At 70.8% G+C, this 22,687-nt stretch carries 27 protein-coding genes; 18 read left to right on the top strand and 9 right to left on the bottom strand.

Going from position 1 to position 22,687, the window contains the following annotated elements:
• Positions 1 to 132 precede the first annotated feature (132 nt).
• The 4 genes from UIS43_RS19130 to UIS43_RS19115 all read left to right on the top strand — a co-directional run bounded on the left by UIS43_RS19130 (position 133) and on the right by UIS43_RS19115 (position 2,512).
• Entirely contained in the window at positions 133 to 666 is a 534-nt protein-coding gene (locus UIS43_RS19130; RefSeq protein ID WP_071623116.1) for a DinB family protein, read from the top strand.
• 85 nt (positions 667 to 751) lie between these two features.
• Positions 752 to 973 carry a type II toxin-antitoxin system VapB family antitoxin gene (locus UIS43_RS19125; protein ID WP_117198147.1) on the top strand — a complete coding sequence of 74 codons (222 nt, stop codon included), beginning with the start codon at positions 752 to 754 and terminating at the stop codon, positions 971 to 973.
• Positions 970 to 1,383: a PIN domain-containing protein gene (locus tag UIS43_RS19120; protein WP_071621010.1), complete on the top strand. Its 414-nt coding sequence runs from the start codon at positions 970 to 972 to the stop codon at positions 1,381 to 1,383. Before UIS43_RS19125 ends, UIS43_RS19120 begins: the two co-directional genes overlap by 4 nt.
• A gap of 370 nt (positions 1,384 to 1,753) precedes the next feature.
• Complete coding sequence (locus tag UIS43_RS19115; protein WP_370011118.1) at positions 1,754 to 2,512, top strand: SURF1 family protein; 759 nt, start codon at positions 1,754 to 1,756, stop codon at positions 2,510 to 2,512.
• On the opposite strand, the gene UIS43_RS19110 is transcribed toward UIS43_RS19115, so the two are convergent.
• Both UIS43_RS19110 and UIS43_RS19105 read right to left on the bottom strand, forming a co-directional pair.
• Entirely contained in the window at positions 2,488 to 2,895 is a 408-nt protein-coding gene (locus tag UIS43_RS19110) for a DUF3817 domain-containing protein (RefSeq protein ID WP_013156385.1), read from the bottom strand. The two genes, UIS43_RS19115 and UIS43_RS19110, sit on opposite strands and share 25 nt — an antisense overlap.
• 141 nt (positions 2,896 to 3,036) lie before the next feature.
• Positions 3,037 to 4,560: a glycosyltransferase gene (locus UIS43_RS19105; RefSeq protein WP_013156384.1), complete on the bottom strand. Its 1,524-nt coding sequence runs from the start codon at positions 4,558 to 4,560 to the stop codon at positions 3,037 to 3,039.
• A gap of 348 nt (positions 4,561 to 4,908) precedes the next feature.
• Here UIS43_RS19105 and UIS43_RS19100 point away from each other — a divergent pair, with 348 nt between their 5' ends.
• The 3 genes from UIS43_RS19100 to UIS43_RS19090 all read left to right on the top strand — a co-directional run bounded on the left by UIS43_RS19100 (position 4,909) and on the right by UIS43_RS19090 (position 7,559).
• Positions 4,909 to 5,640: a WbqC family protein gene (locus tag UIS43_RS19100; RefSeq protein ID WP_013156383.1), complete on the top strand. Its 732-nt coding sequence runs from the start codon at positions 4,909 to 4,911 to the stop codon at positions 5,638 to 5,640.
• Positions 5,641 to 5,736: 96 nt separating this feature from the next.
• On the top strand, positions 5,737 to 6,450 hold the full coding sequence (locus UIS43_RS19095) for a PIG-L deacetylase family protein (RefSeq protein ID WP_013156382.1): 714 nt from the start codon (positions 5,737 to 5,739) through the stop codon (positions 6,448 to 6,450).
• Positions 6,451 to 6,575: 125 nt separating this feature from the next.
• Entirely contained in the window at positions 6,576 to 7,559 is a 984-nt protein-coding gene (locus UIS43_RS19090; RefSeq protein ID WP_071621008.1) for an NAD(P)-dependent oxidoreductase, read from the top strand.
• Positions 7,560 to 7,798: 239 nt separating this feature from the next.
• Here UIS43_RS19090 and UIS43_RS19085 read toward each other — a convergent pair whose 3' ends face one another.
• Both UIS43_RS19085 and UIS43_RS19080 read right to left on the bottom strand, forming a co-directional pair.
• On the bottom strand, positions 7,799 to 8,170 hold the full coding sequence (locus UIS43_RS19085) for a DUF202 domain-containing protein (protein ID WP_013156380.1): 372 nt from the start codon (positions 8,168 to 8,170) through the stop codon (positions 7,799 to 7,801).
• Entirely contained in the window at positions 8,167 to 8,523 is a 357-nt protein-coding gene (locus tag UIS43_RS19080) for a YidH family protein (RefSeq protein WP_026338634.1), read from the bottom strand. Before UIS43_RS19080 ends, UIS43_RS19085 begins: the two co-directional genes overlap by 4 nt.
• 282 nt (positions 8,524 to 8,805) lie before the next feature.
• Here UIS43_RS19080 and trxA point away from each other — a divergent pair, with 282 nt between their 5' ends.
• The 7 genes from trxA to UIS43_RS19045 all read left to right on the top strand — a co-directional run bounded on the left by trxA (position 8,806) and on the right by UIS43_RS19045 (position 15,779).
• A complete protein-coding gene (trxA, locus tag UIS43_RS19075) occupies positions 8,806 to 9,177 on the top strand; it encodes a thioredoxin (RefSeq protein WP_013156378.1) in 372 nt (123 codons plus the stop codon).
• A 504-nt stretch (positions 9,178 to 9,681) separates the two neighbouring features.
• A complete protein-coding gene (gene pstB, locus UIS43_RS19070; RefSeq protein WP_013156377.1) occupies positions 9,682 to 10,554 on the top strand; it encodes a phosphate ABC transporter ATP-binding protein PstB in 873 nt (290 codons plus the stop codon).
• Positions 10,555 to 10,997: 443 nt separating this feature from the next.
• Complete coding sequence (locus tag UIS43_RS19065; protein WP_041553451.1) at positions 10,998 to 11,789, top strand: response regulator transcription factor; 792 nt, start codon at positions 10,998 to 11,000, stop codon at positions 11,787 to 11,789.
• Positions 11,790 to 12,195: 406 nt separating this feature from the next.
• Positions 12,196 to 13,371 carry a phosphate ABC transporter substrate-binding protein PstS gene (gene pstS / locus UIS43_RS19060; protein ID WP_013156375.1) on the top strand — a complete coding sequence of 392 codons (1,176 nt, stop codon included), beginning with the start codon at positions 12,196 to 12,198 and terminating at the stop codon, positions 13,369 to 13,371.
• 118 nt (positions 13,372 to 13,489) lie between these two features.
• Complete coding sequence (gene pstC / locus UIS43_RS19055) at positions 13,490 to 14,497, top strand: phosphate ABC transporter permease subunit PstC (RefSeq protein WP_013156374.1); 1,008 nt, start codon at positions 13,490 to 13,492, stop codon at positions 14,495 to 14,497.
• On the top strand, positions 14,494 to 15,405 hold the full coding sequence (gene pstA / locus UIS43_RS19050; RefSeq protein WP_013156373.1) for a phosphate ABC transporter permease PstA: 912 nt from the start codon (positions 14,494 to 14,496) through the stop codon (positions 15,403 to 15,405). The genes pstC and pstA overlap by 4 nt, the downstream gene beginning before the upstream one ends.
• A gap of 155 nt (positions 15,406 to 15,560) precedes the next feature.
• The gene (locus tag UIS43_RS19045) at positions 15,561 to 15,779 is read left to right on the top strand and encodes an EF-hand domain-containing protein (RefSeq protein WP_041553448.1); all 219 of its coding nucleotides are present in this window, start codon (positions 15,561 to 15,563) and stop codon (positions 15,777 to 15,779) included.
• 55 nt (positions 15,780 to 15,834) lie between these two features.
• On the opposite strand, the gene UIS43_RS19040 is transcribed toward UIS43_RS19045, so the two are convergent.
• Complete coding sequence (locus UIS43_RS19040; protein WP_041553447.1) at positions 15,835 to 16,560, bottom strand: spermidine synthase; 726 nt, start codon at positions 16,558 to 16,560, stop codon at positions 15,835 to 15,837.
• A 136-nt stretch (positions 16,561 to 16,696) separates the two neighbouring features.
• Here UIS43_RS19040 and UIS43_RS19035 point away from each other — a divergent pair, with 136 nt between their 5' ends.
• Positions 16,697 to 17,110 carry a hypothetical protein gene (locus UIS43_RS19035; RefSeq protein ID WP_013156371.1) on the top strand — a complete coding sequence of 138 codons (414 nt, stop codon included), beginning with the start codon at positions 16,697 to 16,699 and terminating at the stop codon, positions 17,108 to 17,110.
• Between the two features lie 83 nt (positions 17,111 to 17,193).
• Positions 17,194 to 17,994, top strand: coding sequence for a MerR family transcriptional regulator (locus tag UIS43_RS19030; RefSeq protein ID WP_370011108.1), 801 nt, complete (start codon positions 17,194 to 17,196; stop codon positions 17,992 to 17,994).
• On the opposite strand, the gene UIS43_RS19025 is transcribed toward UIS43_RS19030, so the two are convergent.
• Positions 17,925 to 18,830: a MerR family transcriptional regulator gene (locus UIS43_RS19025; protein ID WP_232833180.1), complete on the bottom strand. Its 906-nt coding sequence runs from the start codon at positions 18,828 to 18,830 to the stop codon at positions 17,925 to 17,927. The two genes, UIS43_RS19030 and UIS43_RS19025, sit on opposite strands and share 70 nt — an antisense overlap.
• A 62-nt stretch (positions 18,831 to 18,892) precedes the next feature.
• On the opposite strand from UIS43_RS19025, the gene UIS43_RS19020 reads away from it, so the two are divergent.
• Complete coding sequence (locus tag UIS43_RS19020) at positions 18,893 to 19,369, top strand: DUF6194 family protein (RefSeq protein ID WP_117199561.1); 477 nt, start codon at positions 18,893 to 18,895, stop codon at positions 19,367 to 19,369.
• A 135-nt stretch (positions 19,370 to 19,504) separates the two neighbouring features.
• On the opposite strand, the gene hisG is transcribed toward UIS43_RS19020, so the two are convergent.
• The 3 genes from hisG to UIS43_RS19005 all read right to left on the bottom strand — a co-directional run bounded on the left by hisG (position 19,505) and on the right by UIS43_RS19005 (position 21,714).
• Entirely contained in the window at positions 19,505 to 20,359 is an 855-nt protein-coding gene (hisG, locus tag UIS43_RS19015; protein WP_013156367.1) for an ATP phosphoribosyltransferase, read from the bottom strand.
• 75 nt (positions 20,360 to 20,434) lie between these two features.
• Positions 20,435 to 20,698, bottom strand: coding sequence for a phosphoribosyl-ATP diphosphatase (locus tag UIS43_RS19010; protein WP_013156366.1), 264 nt, complete (start codon positions 20,696 to 20,698; stop codon positions 20,435 to 20,437).
• A 182-nt stretch (positions 20,699 to 20,880) separates the two neighbouring features.
• Positions 20,881 to 21,714, bottom strand: coding sequence for an SDR family oxidoreductase (locus UIS43_RS19005; RefSeq protein ID WP_071621007.1), 834 nt, complete (start codon positions 21,712 to 21,714; stop codon positions 20,881 to 20,883).
• A gap of 208 nt (positions 21,715 to 21,922) precedes the next feature.
• Here UIS43_RS19005 and UIS43_RS19000 point away from each other — a divergent pair, with 208 nt between their 5' ends.
• On the top strand, positions 21,923 to 22,627 hold the full coding sequence (locus UIS43_RS19000; protein WP_013156364.1) for a class I SAM-dependent methyltransferase: 705 nt from the start codon (positions 21,923 to 21,925) through the stop codon (positions 22,625 to 22,627).
• The last annotated feature ends 60 nt before the right edge of the window (positions 22,628 to 22,687 follow it).

Here is a 22,687-nt window from a genome sequence, read left to right as displayed (position 1 = left end):
GGCTATCGGCAGAGCCCCGTTCGGGGCCGCACCCTTTCCTCCCGTTTTCCGTCCGGTGGAGGACCGTAACTGACCTCCACTCTCCCTAGAGTCCTCGTGTACCGAGTCGGGCAGGGCGAGAAAGCGGTGGTCATGGTGGTCACGACGGCGACGAGCACGGTGGACGTGGAGCGCGCGAGCCTCCTGCGGTTCCTGGAGGACCAGCGCGACTTCCTGCGCCTCACGGTCCGGGGCCTGGACGACGAACAGGCCGCGCGGCGCACCACGGTGAGCGAACTGACCCTCGGCGGGCTGGTCAAGCACGTGACCCGGGCCGAGCGCAACTGGATCCGGTTCGTCCGTGAGGGAGCGGTCCACCCGAAGGTGGACTACGAGGACCCGGCCACCTGGGAGGAGCAGGCCGACAGCTTCCGGTTGCTGGAGGGCGAGACCCTCGACAGCGTCCTGGCGGACTACGCGCTGGCCGCACGGGAGACCGAGGAGTTCGTCAACGGCCTGCCGGACCTGGAGGTCAGCCACCGGCTCCCGGACGCGCCGTGGTTCCCCGAGGGCGCCTCCTGGTCCGCCCGCGACGCGCTGCTGCACGTCATCCGCGAGACCGCGCAGCACTGCGGGCACGCCGACATCCTGCGCGAGGCCCTGGACGGCCAGAAGAGCATGGGCTGACACGGCGTTCCCCCGTTGGCGGACTATCATGGCGATGTACATGGACTCCATATCCGGTGTACATCGCCATGATGCGAGGTGGAACATGAGCCTGACCCAGATCGACGTCGACGACGAGGCGCTCCAAGAGGCCATGCGCCTGTCCGGCACGCGCACCAAGAAGGAAACGGTGAACCTGGCCCTTCGGGAGTACGCGCGCAGACACCGGCGCATCGCGGCCCTGGAGCAGTTCGCCGACCTGGCCAAGGACTGGGACTACGAAGGCTGGAAAGAGCAGCGGGCGGCCGCGAAGGAGCCGTACACGTGATCCGGTTCCTGATCGACTCGTCCGCGCTGTGGCGTGTGCTCCGGGACGAGAAGTACAGGCTGGCCTGGCGTGAGGTCATCACGGAAGGCGCCGTGGGCTCGTGCACCGTACAGCGTGTCGAGTTCCGTCGCTCCGCACGCAACCTCGACGAGTACGAACAGTTCAACGACATGTTCGAGGTGCTCCACCCGAACGTCCCCGTGCCGAAGAGCGCCTGGCAGTGGGTGGAGTCCGCCCAGTACCGACTCCTGCGCGCGGGCGCACACCGCGCGCTGTCGTCGGTGGACCTGCTCATCGCCGCCACGGCCGCCCACCACGGACTCGTCGTCCTCCATGACGACGACGACTTCGCGACGGCCGCGCGCCACCTCACCGACCTGAGGGAGCGCCGGATCCAGGACATCCCCTGAGAGAACTTCCGGGAACGGTGGGAAAACGACGGGGGCGCCCCCACTGATCTGTGGGAACGCCCCCGGTTACGAGGTGGCGAGGGTCGCTTCCGCATCCCCCCTCAAAGTACGGAAGCGACCCTCGCGCTGGGAAGCGGCCGGCGACTCCTCCCCCCTGGAGTCGCGGCCTTGAAGGCCTGCCGCGGAAACGACCCGGTCGTCCCGCGTTGATGGAGACACTACCCACCACAACCTCGAAGAACAACCCTGAGTCACGATGAACTACTTAAAGTGATCGTCATTCCTCGGCAGGCGGCGGGCCAAGCCCGTGTGCGTAGCGTCAAACCGGGGTCATGACGGGGCGCTCGGGGACCACGCTTAGCCTGGTCTGGTGAGATCACCGCTCCTCAGCCCACGGTGGCTCGGCATCCACCTGCTCGCCCTGCTGGTCGGCGTCGTCTGCGTCGCCGGTACCGCCTGGCAGTTCGTCCGCGCCTTCGAACCCGACCGCGAGGTCATCACCAACCCGGTCGCGGACCTGGCCGGCGCCGTGCCCGTCTCGGACCTGCTCGAACCGGGCCAGTACATGCGCCCGGGCTCCTTCGCCAACAGCGCGGTGGAGGCCAGCGGCAGCTACGACGCCGACGCCCAGCTGCTGGTGCCGCGCGTCGTGGACGGCGTGCGCGGCTACGACGTCATCGTCCCCCTGGTCACCGACGACGGCGCCGCCGTCACCGTCAACCGGGGCTGGGCCGAGGAGGGCCAGGACATCCCGCCCGTGCCGGGGGGCGAGGTCACGGTCACCGGCTGGCTGCTGCCTCCGGCGGGCTCGGAGGGGGTCGTGCCGGTGGACGTCTCCGAGGGCCAGGTCGAGCGCATCGCCACGTCCGTGCTCGTCAACGAGTGGGACCACCCGCTCTACGAGGGATACGTCACCCTGCCCGAGACGGACCCTGCCACCGCCTCGCTCGTCCCCGCGCCGCCGCCCGAGCCGCCCACGGGGTTCACCGTCAACTGGCGCAGCCTCAGCTACACCGTGCAGTGGGCGATGTTCGGCGTCTCCGCCGTGGTCTTCTGGATCCTGTTGATGCGCCGGGAGCTGCGCGAGGGCGGCTCCCGGGAGGATCAGCCCGCGGTCGCGGGCTCCTGAGCCCGTCCGGCCTCGCGGTCCTTGGCCTGCTCCGAGCGCACGATCCGGTGCTCGACCACGAAGCCGAGCACGGGGATGGTGCCCGCGAGCGCCACGCCCAGCGTGCGGGAGGCGCTCCAGCGGCGGTCCAGGGCGACCCACAGGACCACGAAGACGTAGGCCATGTAGATGTAGCCGTGCGGCATCGCGATGTAGAGCATGAGCGGCGACTCGGGGCCGAACCAGTGCTCCAGGCCCTGCGGCGCGCCCACCAGGGAGAAGCGGGCGGTCTCCCCGACCAGGTACTTGGCGGGCATGGCCACGAAGGTCAGGCCCAGCAGGAAGACTCCGGTCACGTACGCGAGCACCCGGTACAACGCGAACGACACGCGCCTCTTGTCCACGGCTGATCCCCCTCAGACGACTGCGTCCCCGCTCCGGCGAGACAGGTCCGCGGGCGGGCGAAAATCAGCCTAAACGCTGTCCGGTACCCCGGGCGCCCGGGGTACCCGGGGCCGGACGATCTCACGTCACCGCAGGTCGGGTCACCTGCCCGAGACGCGGTCCGGGCTGCTCCACCGGCCGTCGGACTCGGTGGTCCACGCCTTGGGGATCATCCGCAGCGCGAGGTAGGCGTCCACGAGCCGGATCGGGAAGAAGAGCAGGCCGTAGACCAGGTAGGACGGCCGCCGCCGGATCGCCGCCATCAGGCAGGTGAGCATGTAGTCCGGGATGAACAGGCCGATGGCGATCGCCAGCAGCGGCAGGAAGGCCGTCACCGCGGTGAATGCCTCCCCGACGAACGGCAGGCTCAGGAAGAACTCGCCGCCCAGCGTCCCCGCCAGGACGAACAGGCCGACCACGGTGGTGACCAGCAGCACGGCGGAGACCAGGACCACCTCCAGGATGTACAGCGCCAGGCAGGCCCAGAACAGGCTCGGCCACACCCGGTGGCGCCGGATGGTCTGCCAGAAGCCCAGCGTCCACCTGGTGACCTGCTTGTAGTAGTCCCGGAAGGTGAACGGGTCCTGGCTGTAGGCCTTGGTGTCGGGGTTCATCGAGACCCTGCCGAGGCGCTTGTGGTGCACCTCGAAGGTCATGTTGAAGTCCTCGATCACCAGCCCCTTGGGGTTGACGTCGATCTCCCTGAGCGCCTCGCTGCGGTAGACGCTGGCGAAGCCGGGCACGATGAAGGCCGTGTTGGCGTGCCGCCAGGTCTGCCCGAAGCGCATGAGGTACTGGAGCATGAAGTACAGGCGGTCCCGGTAGGCCGAGATCATCCGGCCGACGAAACCGCGCTCCCCGGGCTTCCACTCCGAGACGACGAAGCCCGCGACCGCCGCCACCGACGGGTCGGCCAGCTGCCTCCGGGCGCCCTCCACGTATCCGGGGTCGAGCTCGGTGTCGGCGTCCAGGATGAGGACGCCGTCGTAGTTGTCGGTCAGCGAGAACTCCTCGATGACCGCCTCGATGGCCCCGGCCTTGCCGCGGTTGGCGAGGAGTTCGAGGACGTTCACGCCGGTCTTGGCCGCGATCTGGGCGGTGGAGTCCCTCGACGAGTCCGAGACCACGTAGATGTCCCAGCGTTCGAACAGCCCCATGGCGGAGGCGATGGCGCCGCCGATGACGGGTTCCTCGTTGTGCGCCGGGATGATGACGGCCAGGGACACCTCCCGCCCGGAACCCTCCGCCCGGGCCGCCACGGCCGCCGAGGCGCCCCCCTCGGAGGCGTCGCCGCCCCTCTCGGCGAGTGCGGCGCCGCCGGAACCGCCCGCGCCCACCAGGACGCGTTCGCGGGCCCCGCCCCCGACGGCGCCGCGGTGTCCGGCGCGCGGTGACCGGAGCACGGCGCGCACCGAGTCCTCGCCCAGGCGCACGAGTCCGACGGTGGTCCACAGCAGCAGGTTGGCGCCGAAGGCCAACCACAGGAACACGTAACCCAGGGCGCCGAGGCCGGAGGCCTCGGCCACGTCCGTCGCGTAGCCGAACCAGTAGACAAAGAGTGCCGCGGCCAGGGCGAGGGCGATGAGCCCGATCAGCAGGCCGCCTATGAAACGTGCGGTACGCACAGCGCTAGGACCCTCCGAAGTTCTCGGTTTCGGACCGACATCAACCCGCAAAGTCGGTGTTAGCTTGACGCCCTACGACACCGAGAGGTTCACCCGGGTTCGCGTCCTATGTAGGCCACACAAATCGTATACACGGGCTTGCGGAAGATGGTAACCATAAGAGGATATTTGTGAGCTGTAGCTACGGCTCGTCTGTGGTTTGTCCATCATTGTCCAGGTTCTGGAAAATTCTGCGGAAAGTGACCAGCGGAGAGAAGGAGAATGCTCGGAGTGATCGGCGTTCCGTCCTCATCCTCATCCGGTTCCACTCGAATCCCACAGGTCACCAGCCCGGGGGGTCGCTCCGCCATGAGCAGCCAGGACGGTGCGTCACGCACCGTGGCACTGCACCAGCCGCACTACCTTCCGTGGCTGGGGCTTTTGGATAAAATTGACCGTTCCGACCGTTTCATCATCCTCGACAACGTCCAGTTCGAACGTCGCGGATGGCAGAACCGCAACTACGTCGGCGGCAGCGGAAAACCCGTCCTGCTGACCGTTCCGGTCGTCCAGGGCAGCCGGGACGACCGCATACGGGACAAAGTTGTTGACAACAGTCAGAATTGGAAGTCAAGACACTACAAGTCACTCGCGGAACACTGCTACCGCAAAGCGCCCTACTGGAAGGATTACCGCGACGAAATCGCCCACCTGTACGAACAGGAGTGGGACGGTCTCGCGGACCTGTGCGTGGCGACCACGCGCATGCTGATGCGGTGCTTCGGGATCGACACACCGCTGACGCTGGCCAGTGAGATCGGGGACTTCCCCGGCCGCAAGAGCGAGCTCCTCGCCCAGATCTGCGCCAAAACGGGGGCGCACACCATGCTCTCGGGCGACGGCGCCCGGGACTACCTGGAGCCCGAGACTCTGCACCGCTACGGGATCGACGTCCGGTGGCAGGACTTCCGGCACCCGGTGTACCCGCAGCACGGGCGCGCCCCAGCCGACTTCGTCCCTCGTCTGTCGGCGATCGACCTTCTCCTCAACACCGGCCCGGAGGCACTGAACGTGCTCAGGCAGGCGAGAACCCAGAGCTGACCCGAACACGGGTCCACCACAGCGCCGCGCCACCGGGCGCGGCGCCGCTCCCCGGGAAAAACCCGATCGCTCTCTAGGCAAAGGACGGAAAACGGTATGACGACGGACTGGTCCCAGGAACGCATCCTGGTGTTCGCGCCCCACCCCGACGACGAGACGCTCGGCTGCGGCGGCCTCATGAGCAAGGCCAAGGCGGCCGGCGCCGAGGTGTTCGTCCAGTTCCTCACCGTCGGGGACACGGCCGACATGTCTCCCAAGGGCTTCTCCACAGCGGAGGAGCGCTACGCGGAGATCAAGAAGGTCGCCGACCACTTCCGCTGGGACGACTGGCACATGGCCCTGCCCGGCGACCAGTACCACCTCAGGCTCGACTCCGTCGCCCGGGTGGACCTCGCCCAGCTGATCGAGCGCGAGAGCCCGCTGTCCATCGAGCGGCTCCGCCCGACCGTGGTGCTCGGACCGCACCACTCCAGTTACAACCAGGACCACCGGGCCGTGGCCGAGGCGGTGCACACCGCCCTGCGCCCGTCCAACACCGCGCTGCGCCACCACCCGAGCCTGGCGCTGGCCTACGAGGAGGCCGCCGACCACTGGCGCTCGGAGCCGCTGTGCCCGCCCAACCTCATCGTCGAACTGGACGAGGTGCAGGTGGTGGACAAGCTCCACGGCATGCAGCTGTACGGATCCCAGTCCCACCAGCACCCGCACACCCGCTCCGAGCCCACCCTGCGCAGCCTCGCCGTCCTGCGGGGCATGCAGGCGGGCGTGGCGCTCGGGGAGGGGTTCCACGTGCTGCGCTGCCTGGCCTGAGCGTTCCCGGACCCGCGGCCGGCGGCGCCGCGCGCCGCCCCACCATGCGCGGCCGCGACGACCGCGCACACACGCCGTTCCCAGTCGGGGAACGGCGAGAGAGAACACCGAGTGGAGGGGAAACCATGAAGGCTGTAGTCACCGGAGGAGCCGGCTTCATCGGCTCACACCTGTGCGACCACCTGATCGCCCGGGGCCACCAGGTCACCGTCCTGGACGACCTGTCGACCGGGACCCTGGCGAACCTGGTCCAGGCGCAGGGCTCGCCCGGGTTCCGGTTCGTGGAGGGGGACGTCCTGGACCGGGAACTGGTCGACTCCCTGGTCGCCCCGGCGGACGCCGTGTTCCACCTCGCGGCGGCCGTGGGCGTGTACAACATCGTCGACAACCCGCTGCGCTCCCTGCGGATCAACCTGCACGGGACGGAGAACGTGGTGGAGGCGGCCGTGGCGCACCGCGTGCCCTACATGGTCGCCTCGACCAGCGAGGTCTACGGCAAGAACGACGCCGACGGTCTCAAGGAGGGCGACGACCGCGTCTACGGACCGGCGACCAAGAGCCGCTGGTCCTACGCCGCGGCGAAGGGGCTGGACGAGCTCGTCGCCTACGTGCACGGCGTCGAGTCGGGCGTGCCGTGCGTCATCACCCGCTTCTTCAACGTGGTCGGCCCCCGCCAGACGGGCCGGTACGGGATGGTGGTCCCGCGCTTCGTGGACCAGGCGTTGGCGGACGAGCCCATCACCGTGTACGGGACGGGGACGCAGCGCCGCTGCTTCGGCTCGGTGTTCGACGTGGTGCCCGCGCTCCTGCGGCTGATGGACACCCCCGAGGCCTACAACCAGGCCGTCAACCTCGGCGGACACGAGGAGGTCTCCATCAAGGGCCTGGCCGACCGGGTCGTGGAGCTGGCGGGTTCGAGGAGCGCGATCACCTACGTCGACTACGAGGAGGCCTACGGCGAGGGCTACGAGGACATGCAGCGCCGCTACCCGGACACCTCGCTGGCCGCGCGGCTGATCGGGTACCGCCCCGAGCGCGACCTCAACGACATCATCCGTTCGATCATGGAACACCGCCGTGCGGTCGGCTCCGTACCGCAGCCGGCGTAACCGAACCTGAAGGGTCCGGTCCGGGGCGCCCTCTCCGCCTCGGCCGACCGACACGGGACAAGGAGACGAAGGACCACGGCTCCGGCCCTTCCCTCCGACGGGACGGTCGCGCGTCCCGGACGGGTCCGGCGCTCCCCCATGCCCGCACGAGGGCGATCGGCGCCGGTGGACCGCGGGCCCGCCGAGGGCATGGACGGGTGCGTCCGCCTCCGGGCGGCGCGGACGAGGGGGCCGGGTCCTCAGAGAGGCAGCAGCACCGTCACCACCAGGACGCAGCTCAGGGCGAGCACGCCCGCGCACAGGAGCGCCATCGCCCACGGGCCCGCCACGGACGGCGAGGGCCGCCCGGTTCCCGGAACGGGCGCGCCGTGCCCGCCGGCCCGCCACCGCAGCCACACGTGCGCGGCCAGCACCCCCGCCAGGAGCAGCAGTCCGACCGTGGTGGCCACGCGCACCTCGGGCGGAGCCTGCGGGAAGGCGTCGTCGCCGGGGGCCAGGGAGCCGCGCAGGAACAGCAGCCCCACCACGACCAGCAGGGCGATCGTGCGGTGCCAGGACATCAGGGTGCGCTCCGGCTGCATGCCGGGATCGCGTTCGACGGGGGTGGTCACAGCAGGTTGCCCAGCAGAACCAGAGCGCACACCAGCCCCACCGCCAGGGCGGTGACGAGCGGGAGCGCACTCAGTTTCAGGGCCGCGCCGCGACTCATGAGCTGTTGCACGCGGTACCAGCGCAGCGGGGCGTAGACGGTGATGACCCCGGCCAGCACCGCCAGCAGCAGGCCGACCGCGGTGCGCGGCCCCTCCGCCCAGCCCAGCGGGAGCAGGTGCAGGACGGCGACGGCACCGGCGAGCAGGGCCAGCGCGGTGCGCACCCAGGCGAGGAAGGTCCGCTCGTTGGCGAGGGTGAACCGGTAGTCCACGGAAGGACCCTCCGCGTCCCGCGGAGAGGCTTCGGAACCCATCCCACTCCCCCCTTTCGACAGGGACGACCCGGGTTCGCCCCCGAACCGGGCCGGGCCCGCCACGTGGGGCCCGCGTCCCTCCAGACGACACTAGCCGTCGCGCCTCTTTCCTCCCAAACAGGTATGTAAGGCGTGTTATGGCGTAAAACAACCAGACTGCGGGATGGTTCACCGGCCGCGGCAGGCATGCGGAACAAACGAACGGGCACGACCGCTGTAGCACTGAGAGATGGCGGTTGGCCGACGGTCGACACCAACCAACGAACAGATACAGGAGACCACGTGCCCACGGTCGAGCTCACCAAGGACAACTTCGCGGAGACGCTGAAGGACAACGACTTCGTCCTCATCGACTTCTGGGCGGACTGGTGCGGTCCCTGCCGGCAGTTCGCCCCGGTGTTCGAGACCTCCTCGGAGAAGCACACCGACATCGTCCACGCCAAGGTGGACACCGAGGCGCAGCGCGAACTCGCCTTCGAGTTCAAGATCCAGTCCATCCCGACCCTGATGATCGTGCGCGAGCGCACCGTCATCTACAACGAGCCCGGGGCCCTGCCCTCCGAGGCTCTGGAGAGCCTCATCACGCAGGCCAAGGAGCTGGACATGGACGAGGTGCGGGAGAAGATCGCCGAGCAGGGCGGCTCACCGGAGTAACACTCCCGGAGCGGCACGGACCGTTTCCGCGCGCCCCGGACGCCCCCTCCCACGGAGGGCGGCGTCCGGGGCGTTCGCGCGTCCGGACGGGGCCCGGCCGGGCGGACGCGGCGACGGCCTCCGGACGGGACGCCGCCCCGCCCCGGCAGGAGACCGGGCCTCGCGCGGATAGGACCGAAAAGGGCGAAACAGGAAGACCGAAAAGTCATCAAGAGGTTTGCGGCCGGTCACCTGTCCACCCGTCCGGCGAGTTTCGGCCCACCCGGGGCCCGATCCTCCCAGACGGGACGAACCGCACTCCAGAGGCGGTCCGCACCTCCTTCGGTGACGGGAGGACAACGCCTCGCGATCGCCACGCCTCCGAGTTCACCGCCCACGTTCACCTTCGCCACGGGGTTCGTTCACCGTTGCTTCATACGGACATATTTGCATGGGTTCGACCGCGCTCCGCGGCTCCGGCCGCGCACCTCCCGCGCACGCACAGTCCGACCCGGAAGTGGCCTCATGTCTGTCAGCAACACCGCCTCCCCTCGCGGCACCGAGACCGGTCGCGGCGTCGCCCCCGACACCGTCCGGTACAACCGCGAGGTTCCCGACCTGGGCGACCCCGTCTTCGACGTCTCCGGGCTCTCCATCTACTACGGCTCCAACAAGGCCGTGCGCGACGTGGACCTGAAGGTGGGCCCCCGTCAGATCACGGCGATGATCGGGCCGTCCGGCTGCGGCAAGAGCACCGTCCTGCGGACCCTGAACCGCATGAACGACCTCATCCCCGGAGCCCGCATCGAGGGCAAGGTCACCTACCACGGCGAGGACCTGTACGCCTCGGAGGTGGACCCCATCGAGGTGCGCCGCCGGATCGGCATGGTCTTCCAGAAGCCCAACCCGTTCCCCAAGTCGATCTACGACAACGTGGCCTACGGCCCCAAGATCAACGGCGTCCGCGGCAACATGGACGACCTGGTCGAGGAGACGCTGACCAAGGCCGCCCTGTGGGACGAGGTCAAGGACAAGCTCAAGGAGAGCGCCTTCGCCCTCTCCGGCGGCCAGCAGCAGCGCCTGTGCATCGCGCGCACCATCGCGGTCAACCCCGAGGTGATCCTGATGGACGAGCCCTGCTCGGCGCTCGACCCCATCGCGACCCTCAAGATCGAGGACCTGATGTACGAGCTGGCCAGCGAGTACACCATCGTCATCGTCACGCACAACATGCAGCAGGCGGCGCGCGTGTCCGACCGCACGGCCTTCTTCACCGCCGGTGTGGACGACGCGGGCGACCGCTACGGCAGCCTGGTGGAGTTCGACGAGACCGCGACGATCTTCAGCAAGCCGTCCGACCAGAGGACCGAGGACTATATCAGCGGTCGCTTCGGCTAAACCGCCGACCTCCGGCTCTCCCGCAGACCGGGACCGCTGATCGGTGGGGTCGCTCCAGCCAAACCGCCGACCTCCGGCTCTCCCGCAGACCGGGACCGCTGATCGGTGGGGTCGCTCCAGCCAAACCGCCGACCTCCGGCTCTCCCGCAGACCGGGACCGCTGATCGGTGGGGTCGCTCCAGCCAAACCGCCGACCTCCGGCTCCCCCGCAGACCGGGACCGCTGATCGGTGGGGTCGCTCCAGCCAAACCGCCGACCTCCGGCTCCCCCGCAGACCGGGACCGCTGATCGGTGGGGTCGCTCCAGCCAAACCGCTGACCTCCGGCTCCCCCACGGCCGCGGGCCCTCCGGTCGCGACCGTCGACCGGAGGGCCGTTTCGGTCAGGCCGGAGCACCCTTCCCGGGGATCCGCCCCACTGTTCCTTCGACGAAGTGGACCTCCCATGCCCGCGCTCACAACGTCCGCATCCGTCCCGTTCCCGGGTGCCCCGGTCGAGGACGAAATGGTCGAGCGCTCGGAACGGTCGGAGGGACCGCTCCGGGTCCTGCTAGTGGAGCCCGAGTCGGAGCAGTCGCACCAGCTGGTGCTGTCGCTGAGCGGGCACGACGTGGACATCACGGTGTGCGTGGACGGCGCCGAGGCGCTGCTGCGGGTGGGGATGATGCGACCGGACACCCTGGTGACCAGCGCCACTCCGCCCGAGGTGGACCTGGAGACGCTGGTGCGGGTGACCCGGCGGGCGACGGACATCCCGATCCTCATCGGGGTGGGCCCCGGCGACTCCCAGCGGGCGATGCGCGCGCTGGCGGCCGGAGCCACCGCGTGCGTCAACCGCCCCTACCGGATCCCGGAGCTGGCGGCGCTGCTGCGCGGCTCCCTCCCGGGACCGGACGGCGGCGGCCCGGACGGCACCGCCTCCTCGGCCGCGCTGCGTTCGGGCGCCCTGGAGCTGGACGCGCTGGGGCACCGGCTCTTCGTGGACGGCAACCCGGTCAACCTGGCGCTGCGGGAGTTCGGGATCATGGACTTCCTGCTGAGGCACAGCGGCAGGGTGGTCAGCCGCGAGGAGCTGTGGACCGAGGTCTGGCACAAGCCGCTGCCTCCGGTGAACAACACCATCGCCGTGCACATCCGGCGCCTGCGGCACAAGCTGGGTGACTCCGAGGCACAGCCCAGGTTCATCCACACGGTCCGGGGGATCGGCTACCGACTGGACACGGCGAACGGTTCCTGAGCGGAGGAAAAGCGCGGGACGGGATCGGTGAATTCCCCTCCTCCGGGTCCTTTCGGTGATGCCGACGAGACCCCTTGTTCATCTTCACGTCACCTCGATCCGAGACGAACGCGAAGATGAATCATCGAACAATCCGACGTGTCACCTTCGCCACCGGGAAACCACCGCGCCGCTCCCGGCCCCCACGACCATACCCGCAGGTCATCACCGCCTGTCCCCGGAACATAACAGGATCCGCGCGGAGCCGAAAACACACACCCGTTATCAGATGGTTACCGCCATTCACTTCGCATTCACCCTTCTTCTACCATCCCGCCTTCATCTCGATGACACAGCGTCTTCCTGCGCACTTACTGTCATTTCACGTCAGCCCCGACAGCGGTGATTCAACGAGGAGAACTACGACATGCGCAACGGGCGTTCCAAGCTCGCCGTCCTGGCGGCCATCCCCCTGCTCGCGGCGGCGTGCAGCAGCGGAGGCGACACCGGCGGCGACGGCTCCGGCGGTGGCGGGGGCGACCTCAGCGCCTCCCTGACCGGTGCCGGGGCCAGCTTCCCCGACCCCCTGTTCCAGGACTGGATCTACACCTACTCCAACGACGTCCAGCCCGGCGTCAGCGTCAACTACCAGAGCGTGGGCTCCGGTGCCGGCGTGGAGCAGTTCCTGGAGCAGACCGTCGACTTCGGCTCCTCCGAGGAGCCGCTGGGCGAGGAGGACCTCGCGGCCGCCTCCGAGGCCCGCGGCTGTGAGGCCGTGCAGTTCCCGGTCGTCTTCGGCGCGGTCGTCATCGCCTTCAACAACCCCGAGCTGGACGGCCTGGTCCTGGACGCGGCGACCATCGCGGCCATCTACGACGGCCAGATCACCACGTTCGACGACCCGGCCATCGCCGAGCTCAACCCGGACATGGAGCTGCCCGGCGACGAGATCATCCCCGTCCACCGCTCCGACAGCTCCGGCACCACCTACGTGTTCTCGCACTACCTGAGCACCGAGGTCGACTCCTGGGCCGAGAAGTACGGCGAGGGCAAGGAGATCGAGTGGGCCGACGGCCTGGTCGGCGGCCAGCAGAACGACGGCGTCGCCCAGGGCATCACCCAGAACCCCGGCGGCATCGGCTACGTGAACCAGTCCTTCGCGCAGGAGGCGGGCCTGTCCGTCGCCCACATCGTGAACGAGGACGGCAACCCGATCGAGCCGACCCTGGAGTCCACCATCGCGGCCTCCGAGGAGGCCGAGATCCCGGACAACTTCCAGTTCGCGATCGACAACATCGGCGGCGAGGGTTACCCGATCGCCGGTTCCAACTGGATCTTCACCTACACCTGCGGCTACGAGCAGGCCAGCGCCGACGCCATCATCGACTTCTGGACCTGGGCCCTGACCGACGAGGGCGCCCGCGAGCTGGCCGGTGAGCTGGGCTACGCGCCGCTGGGCCAGGAGCTGACCGACCGCGTCGTCGCCGAGCTGGAGAAGACCAACGCCGAGAACGGCGGCGCCGACGCCGGCGCCGAGGAGGAGGCCGGAGCCGAGGAGAGCGCCGAGGAGAGCGCTCCCGAGGCCGAAGCCACCACCGAGTAGGAACGCCCCGCGGGGCCGGGAGAGTCGTCCCGGCCCCGCACGCCTTCTTCCCAACCCCCGCCCCCGCCCCGGGGCGGGACGCTCTCCACTCCCCACGAAAGCCACAGAGGAGAAGCACATGTCCACCGAGGCCCGTGAGGCCCCCCAGGCCCCCGAGGACTCCCGGCGGGGGACGCTGAAGTCCGGCAAGGGGCGCCTGGGCGATCCGATCTTCAAGTGGGCCGTCGCGGCCTGCGGCACCCTCGTCCTGATCATCCTGGCGCTGATGGTCATCCGGACCACCAGCGAGGCCTGGCCGGTCTTCGCCAAGGAGGGCTTCTTCGGCTTCCTCCTCGGGGAGGACTGGCAGAGCGGCGGATCCCGCACGGAGATCACCGGCACCTACGGCGCCTGGCCCTTCATCTACGGAACCCTGGTCACGGCGACCATCGCGATCGCCATCGCGCTGCCGCTGGCGATCATGGTCGCCGTCTACCTGACCCACCTGGCCCCGCGCCGCCTCGCCAAGCCGCTGTCGTACACGGTCGAGCTGCTCGCCGCCGTGCCCAGCGTCATCTTCGGCCTCTGGGGCCTGCACTGGTTCCTGCCGAACGTGATGCGCCCCTTCTTCGTCTGGCTGGAGAGCACCTTCGGCTGGTTCTTCCTCTTCGAGGGACCGGTGCGCGGCGTCGGCTACCTGCCCGCGGGCATCGTGCTGGCCATCATGATCCTGCCGATCATGACGGCGCTCATCCGCGAGGTCGTCGTCGTCCAGCCGATCGAGCAGCAGATGGCCGCCTACGCCCTGGGCTCCACCCGGTGGGAGGTCATCACCAAGGTGATCCTGCCGGCCAGCTTCTCCGGGATCGTGGCCGCCGCCATGCTGGGACTGGGCCGCGCCCTCGGCGAGACCATCGCCGTGCTGATGCTGATCGGCGGAACCCAGGGGTGGAGCGGCAGCCTGTTCGGCACCGGAAGCAGCATGGCCTCGCACATCGCCGCGTCCTTCGGTGAGGCCTCGCCCGAGGTCCGGACGGCGCTGATGGCGATCGGCGTCGCCCTCTTCCTGGTCACGATGATCGTCAACATCCTGGCCCGCGTCATCGTCTGGCGCCTGGGGCAGTTCACGGGAGACTCCGCCGTATGAGCACAGCAACCACCACTCCTCCGGACGCCCGGCACACCCCCCTGAGCCAGCGCCCGCCCGGCTCCGGCTTCCGCAGGTTCAAGGACCGCTCTGCGTCGGTGGCACTGACCGCCGCGATGGTCCTGGCGATGATCCCGCTGGTCCTCATCATCTTCGAGGTCACCCGGCGCGGCATCGGCGTCGTCAACCTGGAGTTCTTCACCGAGACCGAGCCCCCGCCGCGGCGCGAGGGCGGCGGGTACGCGGCCGGGTTCTTCGGCACGCTCTACATCATGGCGCTCGCGGTCGTGATGTCGATCCCGTTCGGCATCGCCACGGCCGTCTACGTCGTGGAGTACGGTCCCAACCGCCTGACCGGCGCGATCCGCTTCTTCACCGACGTGATGACGGGCATCCCCTCGATCTTCGTCGGTCTGTTCGTGTACGGCCTGGTCGTCATCGGCTGGGGCCAGATGGGCTTCGGCACCTTCGCCGGTGCTCTGGCGATCGCCATGATGATGCTGCCGATCGTGACGCGGTCCGCGGAGGAGATGCTGCGGCTCGTGCCCAACGAGATGCGCAACGCCAGCTACGGCCTGGGCGCGCGCAAGTGGCAGACCATCGTGCACACGGTGCTGCCCGCCGCCGCCCCCGGCCTGACCACCGGTTCGATGCTGGCCGTCGCCCGCGGCATCGGCGAGACCGCCCCGCTGCTGCTGACCGCGTTCGGCACCGGCCTGGTCGTGACCGCCTTCCAGGGCGAGCCGCAGGGCGCCGTGCCGATGCAGCTGTACCGGGGCGCCATGCAGCCCTTCGAGGCCGGTATCGACCGCGCCTGGGGCGCCGCCCTGTGCCTGTTCCTGCTGGTGCTGCTGTTCACCGTGATCGCGCGGTGGATCGGCTCGCGGGCCTCCGTGGGCAGCCGCTGACAGCCCGACCCCGTGGGGCCGTGCGCCGGAGAGACCTCCGGTGCGCGGCCCCTTCGGCTCTGTCGGCGCCGACGTCCCGCCGGCTTCCCGAACCGCCCCCTCACCGGTAATCTTGCGCCGGACCCGCCACCGCGACTCCCTGGAGACGAACGCAGATGCCCGACACCAACGAGTACGCGACGACCTTCGCGTTCGTCGACGCCGACAGCGACGGCCGCATCTCCGCACAGGAGTACGCCGACCTGATGCACCGCCTCGGGGACAGCTGCACCGAGGAGCAGGCCCTGCGGGCGATCGGGGCCATGGACCAGGACGGCGACGGGCTGATCACCCTGGACGAGTTCACGGCCTACATGTCCGACAGCAGGAGCTGAGCCCCCGGCGGGTGCCGCCCCCCGGGCGGCACCGCCGCGAACGCGGCCGCCCGCCTCAGCGCGGCTCGCGCGCCAGATAGACGGTGTCGGGCACGCCGCGGGCGACCGGCACCTCGATGACCTCCACCGAGGCGAACCTGCCCCGCAGCGACTCCTCGAAGGCGGGCACCGCGTTGGCGCTCCAGAAGGCCAGGACCCCGCCGGGGGCGAGCAGGCGGGTGAGCCGGTCCAGCCCGGCCGCCTCGTAGAGGCGGTTGTTGTTCTCCACCACCGTCCAGTCGGGCCCGTTGTCGGTGTCCAGGCAGATCGCGTCGTAGCGGACGGGGGCCGCGGCCGAGGACGCCTCCTCCAGCCAGGCCACGATGTCGGCGTTGACCACCCGGCAGCGCGGGTCCCGGTGCACGTACTCGGCGGCCTCGCCCAGTTCCCCGTCGTGCCAGGCGATCACGTGGGATTCGAGTTCCACCACGTCCACCACCGCCACCCGGGGGTGCTCCAGGGCCTCGCGGGCGGAGAAACCCACGCCCAGGCCGCCGATGAGCACCCGGGAGCGCGAGCGGCCCGCCGGGAGGGCGGCGAGGCTGGCGCGCACCATCTCCCGCTCGGAGGTGCCGTCGCGGGTGTCCATGAGGAAGACGCCGTTCGAGTAGATCTCGTAGTGCGCGCCCACGCGGCGCAGCACGAGGTCTCCGCCGGTCTCCCCGGTCACCCTCGCCAGGGTGGCTGTCTCCTCCTCGGGCTCACGGGAAACCGGGGCGGTGTACGTCGTCGGCTGGTCCATACCCCACATTGTGCCGCCCGGCGGGCGCGCCCGCGTTCCCGCCGAGGGGAGGAACGGGGCGCTGTCCGCGGGGTCGTCTCGGGCCGTGGGATTACCGAAGAGTAGGGTCGGTGTCCACCCACCGGAGGAGGACTCCATGCAGGTGAAGCGCGGGCGCGGCGGACTGCTCGACCGGGTGCGCGGAGCCGCTCCCCACGCCCTCGGCGTCCTGTTCGTGGCTTCGGGCGTGCTGCACCTCGCGGCGCCCGGACCCTTCCAGGCGATCATGCCCCGCTCCCTGCCCGCGCCGCGCGCGTGGGTCCACGGCAGCGGCGCGGCCGAACTGGTCTGCGGCGCGGGGCTGCTGACGCGCAGGGCGTGGGCCGGACCGGCGAGCGCGGCCCTGCTGCTCGCCGTGTGGCCCGCCAACGTCCGGATGGCCCTCGACTCGGGTACGGGCAGGCTCCGGGGCCCGGCCGACAACCGCCTCGTGGCCTGGGGCCGCGTACCGCTCCAGGTCCCGCTCGTCTGGGCCGCCCTCCAGGCCCGCCGCGGGGACCGGAAGGACTGACCGACGGCGCCCCGCGCCGGGGCGTCGGCGAGCCCGGAGCGCCCGTTTGCCCCTCCCCTGGGGGGAGGAGCCACAGTGGAACCATGCTTCCCATCGGTTCCTTCAGCGAACTCACCGGCCTCTCGCACAAGGCACTGCGCCACTACCACTCCCTCGGGCTGCTGGTCCCGGCCCGCGTGGACGAGGACACGCAGTTCCGCTGGTACACCGTCGACCAGATCGAGCGCGCCGGGCGGATCGTCACCCTGCGCCGTGCGGGCATGGGCCTGGACGCCGTCCGGCGCGTGGTGGACGACCCCGGCCTGGCCCCGGACGCGCTGCGCCGGCACGCCGAGGACCTCCGGCGCGAGCGGGAGGCCCAGGACCGGGCGCTGGCGGAGGCCCTCGCGGTCCTGGCGTGGGAGCCGAGGGTGGAGGTCCGGCCCCGGCGGGCGCGCACGGCCCTGACGGGGGTGACCGCGCTCTCCCCTGACGGGGACTTCGACCTGGACCGGGAGCGCGCCGAGGTGCACGCCCTGGCCGGGCGGCTCGGCGCGCTGGTCGAGGAGCTCGGGTGGCGCGCCGACGGCCGGTGGTGGAAGAGCCTGGAGCCGGGGTCGGACGGCGCGGGCTACCGGGTGTGCGTGCCGGTCGCGGAGGCCGGGTCCTCCCCGTCCCCGCTGCCGGAGGGCGTGGAGCTGGTGGAGTACGGGGAGGGCACCGAGGTCGGGCTGCTGATGCCCGGCCGGGAGAGCCTGGGCGGCCTCACCCTGGCGCTGACCCACCTGTTCGGGCACGAGGTCGAGGGCATGTTCGCCGACGTGGGCGCCCTCCGTCAGTCGGAGTACGACGGGGGCGTGGAGTTCGCCGTCGGGCTGCGGCCCCTGTCGGAGGCTCCGGAGTGAGGGCCCGGGGACTCGGGTCCCGCGCCTGAGGGCCCCGGGTCCCGAGCCCCCGTACCCGGGATGTCCGCTACCGCGGGCTCCGTATCCGCAGGTCCCGCACCGGTGGGCCCCGTGCCCGGGGTCCGCGCCGACCGCAGCAGGGCGCCGAGCGCGGCGGCGCCTTCGAGCAGGGCCGCCGACCGGGCGTCGATGCTCGCGTCCCGGGCGGCCAGCGCGGCCATCACCTCGTCCCACCGGTGCGCGCGGCGCAGCTGCGGCATCAGGGCACGGAGCGGGGCGATGCGGTACCCGGCCATGCGCAGCTGGTGGACGATCCGCGCGTCCCTGGCGTCGGCGGGCGAGTACCTCCGCGTTCCCCCGGGGGAGGTCCTGCCGGGCACGACGAGCCCTTCCGCGTCCCAGTGCCGCAGCGTCGAGGGCCTCACTCCGAGCGCGGCGGCGAGTTCGGAGACGCCCATGGAGTCCGCCGGGCGGACGTCCCCGACCGGCTCCGCGGCGATCGCCTCCGCGGCCTGCCTGGCCAGCCCGAGTTCCCGGCGCTCGGCGTGGAGCCGGGCGTGCGCGGCGTCCAGGAGGGCGAGCAGGTCCGAGGCCGGGTACCCGTGCGCGGCGCGCACGATCCGCCCGGCCTCGACCGGGCCGGTCCCGGCGGCCAGGGACCGGTAGGCCAGGGCCGAGCACACGTGCGCCTCGGTGTAGACGCGGTAACCCGAGGCCGTGCGCGCCGCCGGGGGCAGCACACCGCCGCGTTCGAGGTTGCGCACCTGCTGGACGGAGTACCCGGAGCGCCGGGCCACGTCGACCGTGCGCATGGCGGTCGAGTTGCGACTTCCCACTCCCCCACCTCGCACTCTTCGGGGAAAGTCTCCACAACCACATGAATGTAACGCTGGAACACATGAGCATCGAAGAGATCACCGCGTTCCTGGAGGGCCTTGAGGGCGTACTGACCCTCAGGCCGCAGCCCGGCGACGGCTCGCCCGAACTCAGCTGGGGCGACACGTTCTTCTACTACGCGCCCGACGGCGTCGTCCCCACCGCGACCCAGCCCTTCGCGACCATCGTGACGAAGGACTACCCCGACGACCGGGCGTCGCGCCTGGACCGGCCCGGCGTCTTCCGCCTGAACGTCGCCGCCGGAAGGGAGGCCTTCGTCAGCTGGACGGGCCGCGAGCCGCGCGAGCCGGCCGACCCGGACGCGGACCCGAGCGCGGCGGACACGGTGGTGGCGCACCCCGTCTACGGCGGCCTGGGCTGGCTCGCCGTGGTGAACCCGGGGCCGCGGACCGGGGAGGCGGCCCGGGAGCTGCTCCGCACGGCCCACGGCCTCGCCCGTTCGCGCCGTGGGCGGCGCACCGGGGCGGCACCGGACTGACGGACGGCGCCGGGCCGACCGGCGGCACCGGGCCGACGGGCGGCTCCGAGGAGCGCCAAGTCCCCGTGGAACGCCGAGGACCGGCGGGGACCGGCATGACGCCGGTCCCCGCCGGTCCGTTGCTCAGGACACCGCCTACAGGCGGCAGGCGTAGATGTCGGTGACCAGGATGGCGCGGGCGCCGAGCTGCCACAGGTCGTCCATGATCCGCTGGGCGTCCTTGCTCGGCACCATCGAGCGGACCGCGACCCAGCCCTCCCGGTGCAGCGGGGAGACCGTCGGCCCCTCCATGCCCGGGGTGAGCGCGACCGCCGCCTCCAGGCGCTCGGCGTGCACGTCGTAGTCCATCATCACGTAGTCGCGGGCGACCAGGACGCCGCGCAGACGGCGCAGCAGCGTGTCGAACCTGGGGTTCTCGGGGGCCCCGGACGGACGGATGACCACCGCCTCGGAGACCAGGATCGGCTCGCCGAAGGTCTCCATGCCCGCCTGGCGCAGGGTGGTGCCGGTGGAGACCACGTCGGCGACGGCGTCGGCGACGCCGAGCTGGACGGAGCTCTCGACCGCGCCGTCCAGGTGGATGACGCGGGCGTCGACGCCCTGCTCGTCCAGGTAGGAGCGCAGGAGGCCGTCGAAGGACGTGGCGATGCGCTTGCCGTTGAGGTCGGACACCTTCATGCCGGCGCCTCCGGGCGCGGCGAAGCGGAAGGTGGAGCCGCCGAAGCCCAGCGGCAGGACCTCGTCCACGGCGGCGCCGGAGTCCAGCAGCATGTCGCGGCCGGTGATCCCGGCCTGGAGGATGCCCTCGCCGACGTAGACGGCGATGTCCTTGGGCCGCAGGAAGAAGAACTCGGTGTCGTTGTCGGGGTCGATCATGACCAGGTCGCGGCTGCTCTTGCGCTGCCGGTACCCGGCCTCGCGGAGCATCTCCACGGCGGGTTCGGAGAGCTGGCCCTTGTTGGGCACGGCGATCCTCAGCATGTCGGGCATGTTCACGGCTTTCTCGTGGCTGCGTGTACGGGGACGTGGCGTCGGTGGCCGGATGCGCACGGGCGGCGCGTCGGCCTACAGATGCTTGTAGACGTCCTCCAGACGCAGGCCACGGGCCAGCATCAGGACCTGGAGGTGGTAGAGGAGCTGCGAGATCTCTTCGGCTGCCTGGTCGTCCGACTCGTACTCGGCGGCCATCCAGACCTCCGCCGCCTCCTCGACGACCTTCTTGCCGATGGCATGGACGCCGGCGTCGAGCTGGGCGACGGTCCCGGAGCCCTCGGGGCGGGAACGCGCCTTCTCGGACAGCTCGGCGAACAGCTCTTCGAAGGTCTTCATGGTGTCTTTCCTCGACCGACAGATGCGCTACCAGCGTAGGCGGTCCGGCGCCCCGATGCCGCACCCTCGGGGGGATGTCTCATCATGTGGGCGGCGGCGTGCGCCACACCGCGCCGCGCCCCGCAGGTCGCGTCCCCGCGCGGGGCGGCCGTCGCGCCCGGTCCGCAGCGCCTTCGCCCGGTTCACCACACCCTGCGTGCGGCGGCGCGCACGATCGGCTTGGGGATGAAGCGCAGGAGCCCCGTGGCCGCCTTGTACTGGGCGCCGGCGACGACGCTGGAGCGCCCGGCCGCCCAGGCGGTGAGGGACTCGCGCACGACCTGCTCCTTGGGGACGAACGCGAACGCGGGCATCCCGCTCTCCTGGACGCCCCTGGTCATGTCGGTGCGCACGAACCCCGGCAGGACCGCGGTGACGTGCACGCCGTGCTCGGCGACCTCGGCGGCCACGCTCTCGCTCCACAGGGACACGAACTTCTTACCGGCCCCGTACACCGAGCCGCCGGGGTTGGCGGTGATCTCGCCCGCGACGGAGGAGAGGTTGATGACGCCGAGCCTGGTCCGGCGCGGCAGGCCCCCGCGGCGGGCGATCTGCACCGGCAGGACGGCGCGGGTCAGGTGCAGGACCGCGCGCACGTTGAGGTCGAGCATGGCGTCGATCTCCGAGGGCTCCTGCCTGACGAAGGGGCCGCCGTCGCCCCGCCCGGCGTTGTTGACGAGCAGGTCCACGGGGGCCTCGTCGCCGCTGCCGTCGGCGGACAGGCGTTTGACGACCAGCGAGAGGCCCTCGTCGGTGCCCAGGTCGGCGGGCAGGGGCTGGACGCCGACCCCGTAGCGTCCGCCGATCTCCTCGGCGAGGGCCTCCAGGAGCTCGCCCCGGCGGGCGACGAGGACGAGGGAGTAGCCGCGTTCGGCGAGCCTGCGGGCGTACTCCTCGCCGATCCCGGTGGAGGCTCCGGTGACCAGCGCGGTCCGTGGGTGGGCGGGGGTCTCGGAGGTGCTGGCCGGTTCGCTCATCCCCCCAGGGTAGGCCGTCACCGGTCGCGGGGACAGCGGCCTCGGCGGACACCGGACCGGCGTGCGCGTACGGCGGCGCCCCGGCCCGCGCGGCGTCGGAGTTCCCCTTTGCGCGGTGGGTATGGACACACACGGTTTCACCTGGGTTTTCCCAGAACGCGGCCGCGCCGACTCCCTTCGGGGAGGGGTGAGGCGTTAGCGTGCGTGTATGTCCGAGACCCACAGTCCTGCCGGACCCCTTTCCTCCCTGAGGTTGGACGAGCGCCTGCGTGACACCCGACTGTTCTTCAGCCAGGCGCTGCGCACCTTCCACGCCACCGGTTCCATCCTCCCCAGCAGCGGTGCGCTGGCGCGTGCGATGGCCGAGTACGTCCGGCGCCGACCAGAACCCGACCGCCCGCTGCGCATCCTGGAGGCCGGAGCCGGAACCGGCGCGATCAGCCGCGGGATCGCCGCCTCGATGCAGCCGGGGGACACCCTGGACCTGGTGGAGGCCAACCCCGAGTTCGCCGCCCACGTGGAGGGACTGCTCAAGACCGACCCGGTCATGTCGCGGGTGGCCGACGGCTCCCGCGTGCACGCCAAACTCGTCAACGACATGGGCACCGACCGGTCCTACGACGTGATCGTGTCGGGCCTGCCGTTCGCGAACTTCACCGCCGACGCCGTCCGGGAGATCCTGGACTACTACTTCGAGGTGCTCGAACCGGGCGGCACCATGTCCTTCTACGGGTACCTGTACACCAAGGAGGTCAAGGCGGTCATCGCCCGCCGCGAGGACTACCTGCGCCAGGCCCGCACGAGCTGGCTCGTCCAGGAGTGGATCGACCGCTACGGCATCGGCTCCGAGAAGGTGTTCGCCAACGTCCCGCCCGCGTGGGTGCACCACCTGCGCAAGCCGGGGAAGGGCTGAGCCCCCTCCCCTCACAGCCACATGGAAGGGCCCGCCACACACGTGGCGGGCCCTCGCGTT

The sequence above is a fragment of the Nocardiopsis sp. LDBS0036 genome, from assembly GCF_041228755.1.
In the GTDB taxonomy this organism is placed as follows: domain Bacteria; phylum Actinomycetota; class Actinomycetes; order Streptosporangiales; family Streptosporangiaceae; genus Nocardiopsis; species Nocardiopsis dassonvillei.
Note: the sequence above shows the minus strand (reverse complement) of the source record. Positions and strands in the feature narration are given on the sequence as shown.